13 protein-coding genes are annotated in these 15,592 nt (G+C 67.3%); 3 read left to right on the top strand and 10 right to left on the bottom strand.

Features of this window, described 5'->3' with window-relative positions; translation table 11 throughout:
* Positions 1 to 37 precede the first annotated feature (37 nt).
* The 4 genes from ABZ942_RS28545 to ABZ942_RS28530 all read right to left on the bottom strand — a co-directional run bounded on the left by ABZ942_RS28545 (position 38) and on the right by ABZ942_RS28530 (position 6,155).
* A complete protein-coding gene (locus ABZ942_RS28545) occupies positions 38 to 826 on the bottom strand; it encodes a hypothetical protein (protein ID WP_357387220.1) in 789 nt (262 codons plus the stop codon).
* Positions 827 to 983: 157 nt separating this feature from the next.
* Positions 984 to 2,465, bottom strand: a complete 1,482-nt coding sequence (locus ABZ942_RS28540) for a SagB family peptide dehydrogenase (RefSeq protein WP_357387218.1) — start codon at positions 2,463 to 2,465, stop codon at positions 984 to 986.
* Between the two features lie 11 nt (positions 2,466 to 2,476).
* The gene (locus tag ABZ942_RS28535) at positions 2,477 to 4,360 is read right to left on the bottom strand and encodes a TOMM precursor leader peptide-binding protein (RefSeq protein WP_357387216.1); all 1,884 of its coding nucleotides are present in this window, start codon (positions 4,358 to 4,360) and stop codon (positions 2,477 to 2,479) included.
* Positions 4,350 to 6,155 (bottom strand): hypothetical protein, encoded by a 1,806-nt coding sequence (locus ABZ942_RS28530; RefSeq protein ID WP_357387214.1) that lies wholly within the window; start codon positions 6,153 to 6,155, stop codon positions 4,350 to 4,352. Before ABZ942_RS28530 ends, ABZ942_RS28535 begins: the two co-directional genes overlap by 11 nt.
* A gap of 201 nt (positions 6,156 to 6,356) precedes the next feature.
* On the opposite strand from ABZ942_RS28530, the gene ABZ942_RS28525 reads away from it, so the two are divergent.
* Positions 6,357 to 6,554, top strand: coding sequence for a hypothetical protein (locus ABZ942_RS28525; RefSeq protein WP_357387211.1), 198 nt, complete (start codon positions 6,357 to 6,359; stop codon positions 6,552 to 6,554).
* A 19-nt stretch (positions 6,555 to 6,573) separates the two neighbouring features.
* On the opposite strand, the gene ABZ942_RS28520 is transcribed toward ABZ942_RS28525, so the two are convergent.
* Both ABZ942_RS28520 and ABZ942_RS28515 read right to left on the bottom strand, forming a co-directional pair.
* Entirely contained in the window at positions 6,574 to 7,749 is a 1,176-nt protein-coding gene (locus ABZ942_RS28520; RefSeq protein ID WP_357387209.1) for a P1 family peptidase, read from the bottom strand.
* A gap of 4 nt (positions 7,750 to 7,753) precedes the next feature.
* The gene (locus ABZ942_RS28515) at positions 7,754 to 8,371 is read right to left on the bottom strand and encodes a TetR/AcrR family transcriptional regulator (protein ID WP_357387207.1); all 618 of its coding nucleotides are present in this window, start codon (positions 8,369 to 8,371) and stop codon (positions 7,754 to 7,756) included.
* Between the two features lie 116 nt (positions 8,372 to 8,487).
* Here ABZ942_RS28515 and ABZ942_RS28510 point away from each other — a divergent pair, with 116 nt between their 5' ends.
* Entirely contained in the window at positions 8,488 to 9,897 is a 1,410-nt protein-coding gene (locus tag ABZ942_RS28510; RefSeq protein WP_357387205.1) for an APC family permease, read from the top strand.
* On the opposite strand, the gene ABZ942_RS28505 is transcribed toward ABZ942_RS28510, so the two are convergent.
* The 4 genes from ABZ942_RS28505 to ABZ942_RS28490 all read right to left on the bottom strand — a co-directional run bounded on the left by ABZ942_RS28505 (position 9,885) and on the right by ABZ942_RS28490 (position 14,609).
* The gene (locus ABZ942_RS28505) at positions 9,885 to 10,871 is read right to left on the bottom strand and encodes a helix-turn-helix domain-containing protein (protein ID WP_357387203.1); all 987 of its coding nucleotides are present in this window, start codon (positions 10,869 to 10,871) and stop codon (positions 9,885 to 9,887) included. The two genes, ABZ942_RS28510 and ABZ942_RS28505, sit on opposite strands and share 13 nt — an antisense overlap.
* A gap of 110 nt (positions 10,872 to 10,981) precedes the next feature.
* Positions 10,982 to 12,487, bottom strand: coding sequence for a sugar ABC transporter ATP-binding protein (locus ABZ942_RS28500; protein ID WP_357387201.1), 1,506 nt, complete (start codon positions 12,485 to 12,487; stop codon positions 10,982 to 10,984).
* Complete coding sequence (locus tag ABZ942_RS28495) at positions 12,484 to 13,551, bottom strand: substrate-binding domain-containing protein (RefSeq protein WP_357387937.1); 1,068 nt, start codon at positions 13,549 to 13,551, stop codon at positions 12,484 to 12,486. Before ABZ942_RS28495 ends, ABZ942_RS28500 begins: the two co-directional genes overlap by 4 nt.
* A gap of 29 nt (positions 13,552 to 13,580) precedes the next feature.
* The gene (locus ABZ942_RS28490; RefSeq protein WP_357387199.1) at positions 13,581 to 14,609 is read right to left on the bottom strand and encodes an ABC transporter permease; all 1,029 of its coding nucleotides are present in this window, start codon (positions 14,607 to 14,609) and stop codon (positions 13,581 to 13,583) included.
* Positions 14,610 to 14,780: 171 nt separating this feature from the next.
* Between ABZ942_RS28490 and ABZ942_RS28485 the strand changes: the two genes are divergently transcribed.
* On the top strand, positions 14,781 to 15,590 hold the full coding sequence (locus ABZ942_RS28485) for an SDR family oxidoreductase (protein WP_357387197.1): 810 nt from the start codon (positions 14,781 to 14,783) through the stop codon (positions 15,588 to 15,590).
* Positions 15,591 to 15,592 lie beyond the last annotated feature (2 nt).

Genomic DNA, 15,592 nt, shown 5'->3' with positions numbered 1-15,592 from the left:
TCGGTCTCGCGAAAGGTGTTGTCCGACAGCGGATCGCTCAGGTGACCCGGCGTGCCGCCGATTCTTGCAGCGCCAGAAGCGAGGCGTGCGTGCGGTGGTCGGCCTTGTTGATGCCGTCGATCTCACGAACCAAAGGGTCGATGCCGTCGCCCGCCCGGCCCTCGCCGCCGATGGCGACGCCGGCGAGCCGACGATCGGCGTAGCCGCAGACGCCGCGTTCGCCGGCGCTGCGCTTCCCCTTCGGCGGCAACGTCACATACGCGGGCTCGGCGGCTGCCAGCAGCATGAACCCGTTCGTGGCGAAACCGTCCAGTTGTCCGAGCGACCACTCCTCGATGACACCCGTCGCAGTGCCTTTGTCGCCGAAGCCGGTCTGTTTGTCCGCGTCCTTGTCCGTCGGCGCGGTGGTGCGGTCGGGATTCGGCTCCAATCCGCCGAATGTCTCCTGGGCAATGATCCTTCGCGCCTGCGTCGGGTCGGTGCCGCGCGCGATGAAGATGTATTTCTCGGCCTCCAGCTTGTCGAGGGCCTCGCTGCTCTTCCTCGACTGGTCACGCTGCGCACCGGCCAGTTTCCCGGCCCTCTCCCGGTTCTCCTTGCCGTCCATCAGCTCGAGCAGGTACTTGCGGTCGACTTCGATCTGGGTCTTCCTGGACTGGGCGAGCTTGTACAGCTTCGCGTAGGCATAGGCGACATCCAGCTCCGAATAGGTTTCGGACCTGTCCTCGATCGCGCTCATGGCAATAATGCCGAGCAGTTTGTATGCCGAGGTGCCCGACTTAGGCTTCGGATCGACGAACTGGACCAGCAGTTCGGTGGCCTTCAAAAAATCCTGCTGCGGAATCCCGCGCGAGGCAGTGATATCGGTCGTTGTCGGGACTTTTATGTTCAACATCAGCTTCTCCCAGTACCGAAGGTGGCGAGCACCTCCGGTCCATGGTAGGAGCGGATACCCAACGCGAACAGTGCCTTTCGGCTCTGACTCACGCGTCAAAAGCGGGCGCTGCCCCGTTCGGGTGAAGCCGTTGGTCCAGCATTGTGGTCACTCGCGGAACTCCGATCATCAGCGCGGCGAGTGCGGTGCGGGTGCCCGTGCAGCCGAGATGGTCGGTGAAGTCCGGGGTTTCGCCGGAGTAGATGCGGGCGCCGAGGCCGAGGGCTGCGGCCGCGAGCGCTCCGCGTTGCAAGACAATGCCTGCGTCGGCTTGCACGATCCGATACCAGCGAGCGCCGACGGCCGGTAGGCCCGCCAGGAAATCGCCGACAGGCAGGAGGATTGCGGCGGCCTCGCCGACGATGGGGTGGCATCGGATGGCGGCGTCGACTCCCGCGGCGATCTCGACGAGGGTGTGCCGAGCCGGGTCGTAGCGGTACAGACCGGGTGACACTCCGTCGACCCGCGCGACGAGGCAGTACAGTGCCGATCCTCGGCCGAACCCGGTCCAGTCTGCCGCGACCGCGCCGACCAGACCGGCTAGATGGACCGCCTCGATGGATCGAGGGTAGAACCCGTCGGCGGGTGAGGATCTGCCCGCGATGCCTGCCTCGAGTGCCACCGGCACCTGCGGGAGTGGGACCGCACGCCCGGCCTCCATCGGATACGGCGCTGGTTCCGACGCTGGGTCATCTAGTGCTGTCATAGAGACGGCGTGTAGCGCCGCCATGGCAGGGAGCTTCTCGGTGATTGCCGGTGGGCGCTCCAACGCGACAGCCGGGGCGAGCCCGATCAATTCACCGTACGACAGTGTGCTCGTGGCCGTGGTGTCCTCGCCGACGAACATCATGGCCAGCGCGGCCTCCGCGCGCGGATCGAGATCGAGTAGCTCGTGGACCGGTTCGTCGGCGAAATGCAGGTCGGTATGAACGGTGGTGCCGAGGCGCGCTGCCACCGCCTCGGCTTGGGCGGCGAGCACGCCGATTTCCTGTGTCTGCAGCCGGTATCCGAACTCGCCGTATTTGAATCCGTTGCGCCAGAAGCGAGTTGCGAGTACCACCACTGCGGCGGGCAAGGGGTCCGGGGGATCGACCGCCAGGGCAGACAGAGCGCCGCGATGATCGCCCGGTCGCAACAGCTCGAGGCTATGATGCGCCGAATCATAGTGATAGAGCGCGGGTTCGGGATCACCCACGGCGACATACGCCTCCAACGGGTACAGCGCACCGCCGGACGGGGCGGACCGCCCGAGCTGGATCGCGAACGCGCCGGGCGTCGGTACACCGTCATGGTCCACGACCGGCGTCCACAGCACGCGCGTGATACCGCACAGATCGAGCAGCAGATCACCGGTCAACGAAAGGATCGACGAGGCAGCGGCCCCGTCCTCGCCCCACGGCAGGCGCACCCGCTCCGCCTCTGGATAGTGCTTGTACTTCGCCGGAGCGGCGTCCCAGTCGATTGGACCGCGCGCTGGTCCACGGCTGTGGTCCAGGAACGTCGCCATCAAGAAACCGGCCTCGGCGCTCATCGACTGCCTCCTCACGGGAACGGATGCGGATAGGGATTGACCGCGTCCGCGGCGAGGTCGTGTTCGGTGTAGCCGAGAACCCTTGGTGCCGTGCGGATTCGCCGCAAGCCGTGGTCCCGGCGGTGCCGGTGCCCGAAGGTCATCGGCAGCGTGCCGGGCACCAGTACCTTCGCGCAGGCGAGCCCGCCCGCACGATGCTCCGGCGAGGTCTCGTCGACGACAAGGACATCGAGACCGCACGCGAGGTACCGGCCGGCGAGGTGCCCCAGATCCTCGGTGAGATCGGTGAATTCGGGCCAGGCGGCACCGGGAATCGGCCGCCGCGGGCCGTCGAAGGGCAGAAAGCCCAAGCGGGCAAAAGCATCAGGGTGGCCGTAGAGCATGCTGTGGTCTTCCATGTCACCGACCGCGTCGGCGTCGGCGACCATGCGGCGGGCCGCCTCGGGATCGTAGCGAGTATCGAATCCCTCCAGCATCGTGAGCATTTCCTGGATGCCGCTCAGCAACGCATGCTCGGGAAACACATGCGCGGCCGCCCCGCAGAGGACCCTCGGTCGGCTGTCGTCGGGAGTCTTGTCGACGGCCATCAGCCAGTACGCCGGGATGCCGACCTCGGTCGCGCAGTCGAAAGCCGCTACCTCGTAACCGAATTCGTGCGCGACCAGATCCACGAGCAGCGAAATCCGCCGATCCACCGCCGAGTCCAGATCCACCCGAGGCGCGGGCAGCCTCGCGTACCAGCTGAGCAGGAAGGCATCCCGCTCGGTGACCTCGAGCAGCCCGTGCAAAGCCGCCTCCGCGAGCGAACTCCCGACGGCACAGCCGTTGGACGTCTCGTAGACGAAACGACGGTCGTGAACGCCGTAATACGCCAGGCACTCCGGAACCAGCACGGCCTCGGCGCGAGCGAACGAATACGCCCACACCCAAGGTATTTCCAGGTCCGGATGGTAGCGATGGAACCGGAAGCCGGGACTGCCATATCGCTCGTCGGAGTACAGGCCGAAGGCGCGGGGATCGACAGCCCGGTCGGCGACCGCGGCATAGGCGGCTCGCACCGAGGTGCGCAGGCCACGGGGACGTTGTCCGCCAAGTCGTTCCAGCGCCTCGGCTACCGCGGCGGCCTTCGTCGCGTCGACATCGAAACCGCGCCCGTAGCCGTGGCTGCTCGCGGGAGCCTGCTCGGATTCGATCGCCGCCCTGGACATCGGGCAGGTCGCGGTGGTCCAGGTGGTGATCGCACGGACCATCCCGGTGCCCTCGTCGACGTAAATCCGTTGCAGCTCCGGCAGATCCGCGGTGAGGTCGCGGGTGCGTATCCGCTGTGGTTCCGGTTTCGGGGCGGGCGGGATGCGCACGAGCTCAGGGCTGTCATCGGGCAACTCCGCACAATCCGGGCACAGCGGATCGGCCATGATCGGATGACTGCTCATCACCGCAGTCTCCAGATCAAGGCTCCACTGGGTGGTGTTCGGCGTGCCGGCTACCAGCAGCTCTGCCTCGGCGACCGCGAGCGCCGCCGCCGCGGCGGCCGTGGTGTCCAGAAGTAGCGGCGACGGTCGGTCGAGCAATTCCGCGCCGAACTGCGCGGTCAGCGCCGCACGTTGGGGCGCGTCGGCACGATTGTGTTCGCGACGGCGGTGCGCGCAGGTCGGGCAACCCGCTCTCCCCGGCAGGCCGGCGGGCCCGACAAGTACCTGAGTGTGGTTCAGCCGCACTGGAATCCAGGGCAAGGCCGGGCGATCGGTCGACATCACGGCGCTGGCGCCGTCGTCGGCGACGATCAGCGCGTCGCATGATCGCCCGTCACAGCGGCGATTACCCGCAGCCGTCAGGGCCGCTCGGATGGCGGTGGCGAGCAGTCCCTCGCCGAGCACGGCGATGTCATGCGGCATCGAGCACCACCCGAACCGTATGAGCAAGCGTGACGTCGCTGTCGAGAAGCAGTGCGACGGGCGAGAATCCGGCCTCATGCAAAGCCTTGGCGAGCAATCCGGGGTCCTCGGACGTCGTCACGGTCGCGGCGGCGCAGCTGGTCGGAAACCCTTGCCAGGCGAGCAGTGTGCGCGCCAAGCCGTCCCGCACAGCTTCCTGTGCGGTGGCCGCGCAACTCACCACCTCGTCGCCGCCTTCGGTACGCACGGCGTAGGCCGGTACTCCCAGTACGTCGCCGAGGTCAACTACCGACGTCCGGCATCCCGCCACGTCGAGCTGTTGCAAGAGTCGACAACCACTCTCGTCCAACGGTATTCGATGCGCTTCGACGGCTGACAGCACCGCCCACGCCGCACGCCGCTCGACGAGCAGCGACTCGCACTGCTGACGCAGGCCCCAAGCGATGGCGTCCGCCTGGGTGAGTCCCGCGGCGACACCGATGGCCAGTGGATTCGCTGCGTCGATCGCTGACAATGTACGTGTTTCACCAGTTACGAGATCCAGACCAGTTGCCGTCTCCCCCGCAGTGAGCCACGCGTAGACGGCCAGTGCCCGCAGTACTGTGCGCGTGCGGGCAACGTGCTGGTCCCGCCCCCAGCCAAGCACTTCCGGCAGTGCGGCCGGGAGCACCGCGGCCGGATCGGAGACCACCGCACGGCACACCGACAGCGGGAACTGCGGCAGGTTGCCCTCGTCGAGAACCGTGATGACGCCGGTGTTCTCATCGACGAGATCACCGGCCTGCGCGAGCAGATCGTCCGCTGTCATACTGCGCTGGCTTACTGATCGTGAATCACGTTCGGCGGCAGCGGGTATCGGCGTGACACTGTGCGTTGTCATGTTCAGGGTGCGCAGATCGACCCTGGTCAATCGCGGCCCGCTCGGTGTAGGCGAGGGCAGCGCGTCCAGTCCGGTGCGATGACGGAACGACCCGAGTACCAGATGCGCGGCAAGCACCGCAGGCACCGGTCCGGTGATCCACCGATTCGGCACTGAGACGTCCATAGCTTTGCGGTTGGCCCGCAAACGTTTCCAGCACGATGCGTTGTCGACAGGATCGCCGACCGTCGAAATCCAGGCTTCGTCGGTCCCGATCAACATCTGCCCGAGCGACACGCCCTCCGGTACGGCGTGGGCCGAAGCCACCAATTCAGCTGGGACACTGGCAATTTGCAGCACGATATCGGCGCTACGCAAGTCGGCTGCCTCGGTCGCCACAACAACCCGCTGCCGCTCGTCTCGACGCGCGGCTTCGATGGCCGACACCAGCTCGGCGCGGCCCTGCTCGGCGGCGACAACACGAACATCCGCCCAGCCCGAGCGCAGTCCGGCCGCGACGACAGCAGTGACGACGGACTCGGTCCCCGCCGCGCCGAGCACCGTCACCCGCCCCTCCCGATGACGTTGGAACCGATGTTCGGGCGAGTCGATCGCGCAGCCGAGAAAAGCGATTTCGCGGGCATAGGTGCGCTGATCCGCCGCCGATAGGTGGTGTGCGATGTCGGCCTGCGCATCGGTCACGAACCCGTGCTCGTGCAGCGCAGTCACCATGCCCTCGACAGTGGCCCGCTGCTCGGCGGTCAGCGCAGCGGTCAGCTCGTACAGCTCCACTTCGCCGTTCAGATACGGTTCGAGCCTGCTGAGCCATTCGAATGCCCGAGCTCCCCGCAGCGTGCGCGCGCCCCGGTCACCGAACAGGTACACCCCGTCGGGACAGGCCACATAACGCACGGCCGGATTCAATCGTGGACGCATGCCGGACTCCCTTCGCCTCGGGAGCACCATCACACGCGCAATGGTCACGCCGACAGGGCGTGAATTCCCGAACGGCCGGGAAATGTTCCCGCCCAACCGGGGTGAGACCCGGTTGGGCGGGGATAGTTTCCCTGTCGAAAGGGCAAGCGCGGCGCGCATATTCGAGGTCCTTGTTCAACCTAACCAGGAGAGGACCGGCGCATGCCTACCACCTCGGCGAAACTCGCCCTCGAATTGCTCGATCTCGAACCGGCGGACCTGACCATGGCCGACGACCGCTCGGCCCCGGCGGGCCTGATCCCACCGTGCGATTGCACCGCGTGCTGTACCTGCGGGTACTGCGTGTGTAACTGCGGCAACCGCGATGTCGGGATCCATATCGACGGACTCGAAGGGTAGCCACCCGACCGGCCGGCGGCTACCGAAATCCGTTCGCCAGCAGCGTCTTCAGTTGGTCGTGCGGGAGGGCGGGTGAGTGGTGGCCGTCTCGGCCGGTCATCGAGGTGTTCACGATGAGCGCGTTCAGCACGGACTCCTCGACCGCCTCGACGACGGCGGTATACATCGGATCCATCCGGTTCCACGGCAGGCGGGCAGTGGCTACCAGGTCGGCGTCGGTGGGCGTACCGATCGGAAATCCCGTGTCCGAACCGCGATCTCCGGCTGTGCTGAAGGCCAGGAACAGATCACCGGAGAACAGGCTGCCGGTCGTGCCGGTACGAGCCAGTCCGAACGGAACTCGTCGGGCCATGGCGGTGCACTGCAACGGATCGAGCGGGGCATCGGTCGCGACGATAACGATCACCGATCCCGAACCGCCGGGCGCGGCAGGCATTCGATCGGGCGCGGTCCCCCAGTGGGTGGATTCCATCGGATTGCCGGCCCGGAGCTGATCGCCGACCCGCTGTCCACGGATCGTCAGTTCGCGCCGGGAGCCGAAGTTCGCCTGCAGGAACACCCCGACCGTGTAGGTGTGCGGCCCGAACTCGACCAGTCGCGACGCGGTGCCGCTACCGCCTTTGAAGGCATAACAGTTCATTCCGGTGCCGCCGCCGACCGAGCCCTCGCCGAGTGGCCCGGTGCGGGCCGAATCCAGCGCGGCGACAACGAGTTCCGGTGTGACGTGACCGCCGTTGATGTCGTTGAGGTACCCGTCCCAGGTTTCGGCGCAGACCGGAAGCAGCCACTCCCGAGCGAGGGCCGGATCGGTCTTGTTGATCCACCGGATCGCGCCGGTGTGACAGGCGCCGATGGCATGGGTATTGGAGATCGTGACCGGCATCGACAGCTGGCCGACCTCGTCTATCCATGCGGTGCCGGTCATTTCGCCGTTTCCGTTGAGCGAGTAGCGCCCCGCGGCACACGGCCGCCCGACGCCGGCTCGGCCGCGCGGCAGGATCGCCGTCACACCGGTCCGCACCGGCCCCTCGCCCACCCGCAGGGGTCCGTCCCCTGCGTTCAGGGTCTGATACCCCACCTCGATTCCGGCCACATCGGTGATGGCATTCCACGGACCAGGTGTGCCGTCCGGCGCGATGCCCAGGGCCCGTGCCCGCGGGCGTCCGTCGGGGGAAAACGATCGGTGCTCGGTCATCGGGTCATCCTTCCGGCGTGCTGATGTCAAGGCAGTGCGTGGCAGTCCGCGCATAGGAGCAGATCAGCTCGGCGGCACGGGCTTTGGTGATCGATCGATTGCGACTGACGATGTGCAAACCGTAGGCATCCTCCAGCGCAACCAGATTCGCGGCAACATCCAGGATCGGCGCATCAATGGTGAAGTGCCCCTGGGCGATTCCCACCTCCAACGCGCTCAGGTACACCGCGACCTGCTGCTCGAACAGCGCGGCGATCAGGTCACCGTGCTCGGCGGCGATGCTGCGATAGGCGGCCAGCCGATACAGCGCGACGACCAGCTCATCGGCCTCCGAGGCGGGCAGGCCCGCCCAGATCAACGCGCCGATCTTCGCGCGCGCGTCGGTGATGGTGGCGACCATGGCCAGCCGACCGCCGAAGAACCGGTCGCTGGCCTCGCGGTGGACCTCGCGCAGCAGGTTGTCGAGATCGTCGAAGTAGTAGTGCACCGTCGCGGGCGAGACTCCGGCGAACTCGGCGACCTCCCGGATCTTGAGCTTGCCGACGCCGCGGTCGGATACCGCGGTCAGTGCCGCGTCGAGAATCACCCGGCGGGCCTTCTCCTGATCCTTGTGCCGTGCCATCCGCCCCTCCTGTTGCCTCATGTTGATGACGAATTAATCATTCGTAACCTCGAAAACCGGACCTTCTCAGCAACTTTAGGTCATTCTTTGACTGTATATCAAAGAAAGGACCGGCCATGGCGACCCAGACCACCGGCCAGACTGCCGACGACGACCATCAACAGCCCCGCTACCGCCAACAGCTCTCGCGAGCGCTCGGCATGGGGGAAAACATCCTGATCACGCTGTCGTCGGTGACGCCGGCGTCGAGTGTGTTCATCATCATTCCGTCGATCCTGTTGGCGGCGGGCGGCGCGTCGGTGCTGACCCTGGCCATCGCGGCGGTGGCGTCGGTGTTCATCGCACTCTGCTGCGCCGAACTCTCGGCGACCTTCCCGATCACCGGCGGTGAATACACTTGGGCGGCAAGGCTACTCGGCCGTCCCATCGGGTTCGCCCTGTTCGCGCTGACGCTGGTGAACGGAGTGCTGATCATCGCGGTCATCGCCCTCGGCACCGGCGACTACCTCGGCGTCGCGATCCCCCAGCTCGGCGGCAAATGGGTCGGCGTCGGCGTCATCGTGGTGACCACCGGCATCGCGGTGCTCAACATCAAGGCCAACGCCTGGGTCACCGGGGTTTTCCTGTGTATCGAGATCGTGGCGATCGCGGTATTGGTCTACCTCGGCTTCGCCAATATTCAACGCGGCCCGTCGGAATGGGTGCACGCGGTCACCATCACCGACGGCGATCTGACTCCGGTGGGCGCGGGCGCGCTGGCCGCCCTCATTCCGGTGGCTTTGTTCGGCTACAACGGCTACGGGGCGGCGGTCTACTACGCGGAGGAGACGAAGAACGCGACGCGCACCATCGGCCGGGTGATCTTGGTCTGCCTGGCAGCCACCGTCGCCATCGAAATCCTGCCGCTGGCCGCCGTCGTCCTCGGCGCCCCATCGATGACCGACCTGCTGACCAGCCCGGCGCCGATGAACTACTTCCTCACCGCGCGTGGCGGATCCACGGTGAACACCCTGGTGAGCGTCGGCATCGCGATCGCGATCGTCAACGCGGTGATCGCCATCATCCTGCAGATCTCGCGGCTGTTGTTCGCTTCGGCGCGCGATCGGAGTTGGCCCGACCCGATCGATCGGGCGCTCGGCAGCGTGCATTCGCGGTGGCGTACACCGGTGGTCGCCACCGTGGTAATCGGCGCGTTGGCCGCCGTCGCGGCGACCGTGTTGCCGCTGTTCTGGCTGATCACCGCGACGGGCGCGGGACTGGTCATGGTGTATCTGATCGTCGCGCTGGCCGCTTTTCGAGTGCGCCGTCGTCCGCCCTCCGGCGGCTATCGGATGCCGCTCTGGCCGCTGCCGCCGATCATTGTCGTCGCCGCGATGGGCTATTCGGCGTACAGCGTTATCGACGCCTCCTGGCAGCAGATGGCGGTCGCTGTCGTCGCGATGCTGCTCGGCTGTGCCTACTACCTGATCTACCTACGTCCGCGTCCGGACCGCTGGAAACTGCCCGATCCCATTCAGGAGTCTTGAGGCACAACAGCATTCGAGACCGGTTGCGCGCGTTGCGCGCGCCGGTACTCGTGCGGGCTGATGCCGTAGGCGGCGCGGAACGTTCTGCTGAAATGCGCGGGGTCGGGGAAGCCCCAGCGCGCGGCGATGGCGGCGATCGACCGGTCGCGGCGTAGCGGGTCGCGCAGGTCGCGGCGGCAGCGTTCCAGGCGCCGCTCCCGGATCCAGCCCGCGACGGTGGTCGACTGCTCGTGAAAGAGCTTGTGCAGGTATCGAGTTGAGATGTAGTGCGCGGTCGCGATGCGCTGCGGCGACAAGTCGCCGTCACCGAGGTGTCCTTCGATGTACGACATGACCTGCGCTGTCAGCGGGCGGCGCACGGCGGTTCGGGTCGAGGCGAGCAGGTCGAGGCGGCCGGCCAGGACGGTGACGAGCAGATCGATGATGTTGTCGGCCAGGCGCGTCTCGGCCGGTCCCGTCACCTCGTCGAGGTGGCAGGCCAGTTCGCGCAGCAGCATCGACAGCAGCGCACCCGCGCCGTGGTTGCCGGGCACCCGGCGCGCGGTGACGGCCGCGATCCGATCCTCGGGCAGGCACAGCAGTCGTCGCGGCAGCATCAGCACCAGTTGCCGATAGGGTCCGTCGAACGCCATGGAGTAGGGGCGGCTGGTGTCGTAGATCGCGAAATCACCCTCGGCCAAGCTGGTTTCGCGGTCGTCCTGGGTGAGCAGGCAATGCCCGTGCAACTGCACGCCCAGCTTGTAACACTCGGGATCGGAGCGTGAAATCAAGGCCGGCGTCCGGTGCACCACGTGCGGAGTGGCGCCGACCTCGGTCACCTGTAGTGCGCCCAGTGCGACGCTGCGCAGCCGTCCGTCGAAGGGTTCCGCCCCGGCTCGCTCCACCTGTAACGGCACGAAAGTGTTGGAGACGGCGTCGCGGAAGCTGTCGAATCGGTCCACCCGCGCGAGCCGCGGCGGCATCGCCACTGACATGTGCCCTCCTCGATGATGCGGCACTGGCAGGGAACGATCATATATGATTTCGTAGCTGAGATTCTATGCGGTAACGGAACATCTTCGCCCGCAAGGGGTTCGGCCCGGGGTCAGGCGGTGCCGGTGTTCATGGCGTGCAGGATCGTGTGCTGATCGATGCGGTCACCCCGCAGGGTCGCGCACAATCGGCCGCGATACAGCACCAGCACCCGATCGCAGAGTGCCGCGAGCTCGTCGAGGTCCGTCGAGCACAGCAGCACCACCGTCGAGGCCGCGGCCGTGCGCAGCAGGGCGTGGATCTCAGCCTTGCCGCCGACATCGACACCACGGGTCGGGTCGTCGAGCAGCAGCACGGTCGGCTCGGCCGCCAGCCATTTGGCGAGCACCACCTTCTGCTGGTTACCGCCCGACAGCAGACCGCAGGCGACGTCGACATCCGAGGTGCGAATGCGTAACCGAGACACGAGTTCTCGGGCACGAGCCCGTAACTTCCCCGGTGTCAGTAGCATGCCGTCGCGGGCCAGGGCCACCGACCGGATCTGGGCCATGTTCTCCCACACCGGCTTGTCGAGCATCAGCCCGATCCGCCGCCGATCGCCGGATACCAACGCGACTCCGGCGGCGATCGCCGCGCGGAGACCGGACGGGCCGGATCGTCCGTCCGGCAGGGTGATTCGACCGGCGCTGGGCGCGCACAGCCCGGCCACGACTTCGAGGATGGCCGTGTGGCCCGAACCGACCAACCCGGCGATACCGACGATTTCCCCTGGTGCGGCACTGAATTCGAGCCCATGCAAACGGCCGGGAGCATCGATACCCTGCACGTGCAAGGCGCCTGGCAACCGTCCGGACGCGCGCGACACCGCGACATCGGCGGCGCCGGTGGCGCGCTCGCCGAGCATGGCCGTCACCACCTGCGCGATATCCAGCTCGGCGCGCGGCATCGCCGAGAGGACCGTACGCCCGTCCCGCAGCACGGTGATCTCATCGCACAGCGCCATGGTTTCCTCCAGGATGTGCGAGACGAACACCACCGCGACGCGGCGTTCCCGCAGTACCCGAACGATATTCAGCAACCGGCGGGTGCCCGCCTCGTCCAGCGCCGAGGTCGGCTCGTCCAGGATCAATACCCGCGGCTCGGTGATCAGCGCCTTGGCGATCTCGACCAGCTGACGCTGTGCCAGGGACAACGTGCCCAGCTCACGGCGCACGTCGACGTCGAGACCGAGCTGGGCCAGCACCGGCTCGGCGCGCGCGACCATGGCGGCCCGGTGCCGGAAGGGTCCACGGGTCGGTTCGCGCATCGGATACAGATTGGCCAGCACGTCCAGATCGGGGAACAGATTCAATTCCTGCGACACCACCGCCACCCCGTGCCGGGCGGCCTGGGCGGTCGAGCTGAACGACACCGGCTGGCCGCCGAGCCGCAGGCTGCCGCGGTCGGGTGCCACCGCACCGGACACCACCTTGATCAGCGTGGACTTTCCGGCGCCGTTCTCCCCCAGCAGCGCGTGCACAGAGCCCTCGCGCACGGTCAGATCGGCGTCGTGCAGGGCGGTCACTCCGCCGTAGGTCTTGCCCACGCCACGCACCTCGAGCATTGGCGCACTTGTCATTTCGCGTCAGCCATCGGCCGCAGGTAGCTGCCGGGATCGGCGAGTTGGCGGGTGGCTGCGGCGGCGAACCACTGCCGTCTGCTCTGGTCGTTCTGCTGACGGGCGATGATCTCGTCGATGTTCGAGGCGTTGATGATCAGCCCGCCGGGATTCCACCAGCCCTGCGTCAACGGTTTGCCGGTGCGTGCGTGCTCGGCGAGCAGCCGAATCGCGATGTAGCCCTTGAGCCAATGCTCCGGCGAGGCGAGCGCGGCGACGTAGCCGTCCTTGACCCCGGTCAGCGCCTGCGCGTCGGGATCGCAGGACCCGACGAGCATCCGGCGACCGGTGTTCTTCTGGATCAACGACAGTGACACCGCGTCGGAGGCACCCGCACCGAGGTAGGCGACCGCGTTCGGGTGCGCCTTCACCGTGTTGTTCCATTTGTTGTAGTTGTCGGTGGGTTCGGAGCCGGTGTCGAATGGGCCGACCACGGTCAGCGTTGGACGTTGTTCCTGCAGAACGGCTTTCATGCCGTCCAACCGCTGACTCAGCAGCGCCAGGCCCGGGATGTCGTTGCCGAGAACGACCTCGCCGGTGGTGCCGACCGGAATCTGTTTGATGATCTCGGTGGCGAGGCTGCGACCGAGCTCGGTGTTGTCGTTGCCGACGTACAGGTCCACCTTCGCGCCGACCGGCGGCACGGTATCGACGGTGGCGAGCGGGACCCCACCGGCGGCGGCCTGCTGGAGTGGACGCACGAACAGGTCCGGCGTCAGTGTTTCCATCGCGACCCCGTCGCGCGCGGTGCGCACCGCGGCCTGGAACTGGGACACCTCCTGGGGGCCGTTGATCGACGATGGCGCGGTTTCGTTCAGATCCACGTCCCCGGCGTCGGCGGCCCCGGCCGCGGCCCCTGATGCCATCTCCTGGAAGGGATTCTGCGAGGTGGTGGCGTAGACGAACGCCATGTGCAGCGTGCCGCTCTTCGGGCCGCCACCGCTGCCGGTACTGCTACCGCACGCGACCAGGACCAGCGCGCAGCACGCGACCGCGCCGCGCAGCCAGTTGTTCGATCGATTCATCACGATGCTATTCCTTCAAAAGATGTTCGCTAGAGCCCGAATTCGGACCGTTTGGCGCGACGGCGGCTGCGCAGCAGGCTGTCGATGGCCACCGCGATCAGCACGACAACCCCACTGGCGAACGCGCTCCAGTTGACCGGAATGTCGAAATACACCAGGCCGCTGGACACCACGCTCAGCAGCACCGCGCCCGCGACCGCGCCGACGACCGTCGCACTGCCACCGCGCAGCGGCGTGCCGCCGATCACCGCGGCCGCGATGGCCTGCAACTCGAACCCGGTGCCGACGTTGGGGTCACCCGAGGTGAAGAACGCCAGCCCGAGCACGCCCGCCAGCCCGCACAGCGCACCGACGCCCATCAGCACCAGCAGCCGCGTCCTGGCCGTCGAGATGCCGGAAAACCGGGCCGCCTCCGGGTTGGATCCGATGGACCGGACCCGATAGCCGAACGGTGTCAGGCGCAGCAGCACGGTGAGGACGGCGGTGACTACGAGCAACACCCACACGCTTACCGGCAGTCCGAGCCGATCGCCACCGACCACCGTGAAAAACGCACTGTCCAAAGGTAATCCGTTCACCTGCTGGCCGTTGCTCCACGCCGCCGCCAGCCCGCGATAGACCTGCATGGTCGCCAGGGTCGCGACGATCGCCGGGATCGCGATCACCTGCACGACGAGTGCGTTGATCAGACCGAGCAACGCACCGAACGCGATCGCGGCGGCCGCGGCCAGCCACGGGTTGAGCCCCGACCGGATCAGCACCGCCGCGGTGATCAGCGACAACCCGAACCCGGCACCCACCGACAGGTCGATCTCGCGCATCGCCAGCAGGAACGCCATCCCGGCGGCGAGCAACCCGACGTACACCGAACTCTGCAACACGTCGCGAATCTGGCCCGCGCTGAAGAAGTCCGGGTGCAGCACGCCGATGAGGACCACCAGGGCCACGGTGGCCAGCAGGACACTGTTGGACTCGGTGTGCAGCATTCGCCGCACCATGGGTGCGATACCGGGCGGGGCGGCGGCCGGTTCACGCTGTTCGGTGTCATTGGCGGTCACGGGCGTTCCTGTCGTCGGATGTGCGAACCAGCTTCCGGCACCGGGGCCCGAGATCCCTTGTCCCTGCGTGCACAGTCCTTGTCCGCCAGAACACCCGGTGCAGGCAGCGCTCGAATTCGCCGGATCGCGCCGGTTACCGTCGGCGCGACAACAGCGATGCGGAGATCCGGCATGGACATGACGAAACGATTGGCGGGCCAGGTCGCCCTGATCACCGGCGGCGGCACCGGCATCGGCGCGGCCGCCGCCCGGCGACTGGTCGCGGAGGGCGCGGCGGTGGTGCTGTGTGGCAGGAGGCGCGAACCGCTCGCGGCGGTGGCCGCCGAACTGGGCGACGCCGCGCTGGTCGCGGCAGGCGATGCCGCCGACACCGCCGACGTCGAGCAGATGGTGGCCGCTGCGATCGATCGCTACGAGCGCCTGGATCTGGTGGTGGCCAACGCGGGCGGGCACGGCCTCGGCACGGTGGGCGAAACCGGCGACGACGACTGGCAGCTCGCGATGCAGACCAATGTGACCACCGCGTTCGTGACCGTGCGCGCCGCATTACCGCACCTGCGTGCGCGGGCCGGCTCGGTCGTGGTGGTGTCGTCGCTGGCCGGGCTGTTCGCGGGACCGGCGGTGGCCGGTTACGTGACCGCCAAGCACGCGTTGATCGGGCTGACCAAGTCGCTGGCCCGCGACTACGGCCGCGACGGCGTGCGGGTGAACGCATTGTGCCCCGGTTGGGTGCGCACCGCCATGGCCGATGAGCAGATGGATGTGCTTGCCGCCCAACGCGGTATCGATCGCGAGGACGCGTACCGGTTGGTCACCCGCGACACGCCTTTGGGGCGGCCGGTGGAGCCCGAGGAGATCGCGACCATCATCGCGTTCCTGCTGTCGGCCGATTCCGCCGCGATGACCGGTTCGGTAGTGGTCGCTGATGCGGGTGCTTCAGCGGTCGACCTGCCCACGATTGCGTTCGCGCCCAACGAATGAGG

The organism is Nocardia sp. NPDC046473 (assembly GCF_040645995.1).
Lineage (GTDB): Bacteria > Actinomycetota > Actinomycetes > Mycobacteriales > Mycobacteriaceae > Nocardia.
The sequence above is the reverse complement of the archived record's forward strand: the minus strand, read 5'-3'. Positions and strand labels throughout refer to the sequence as shown.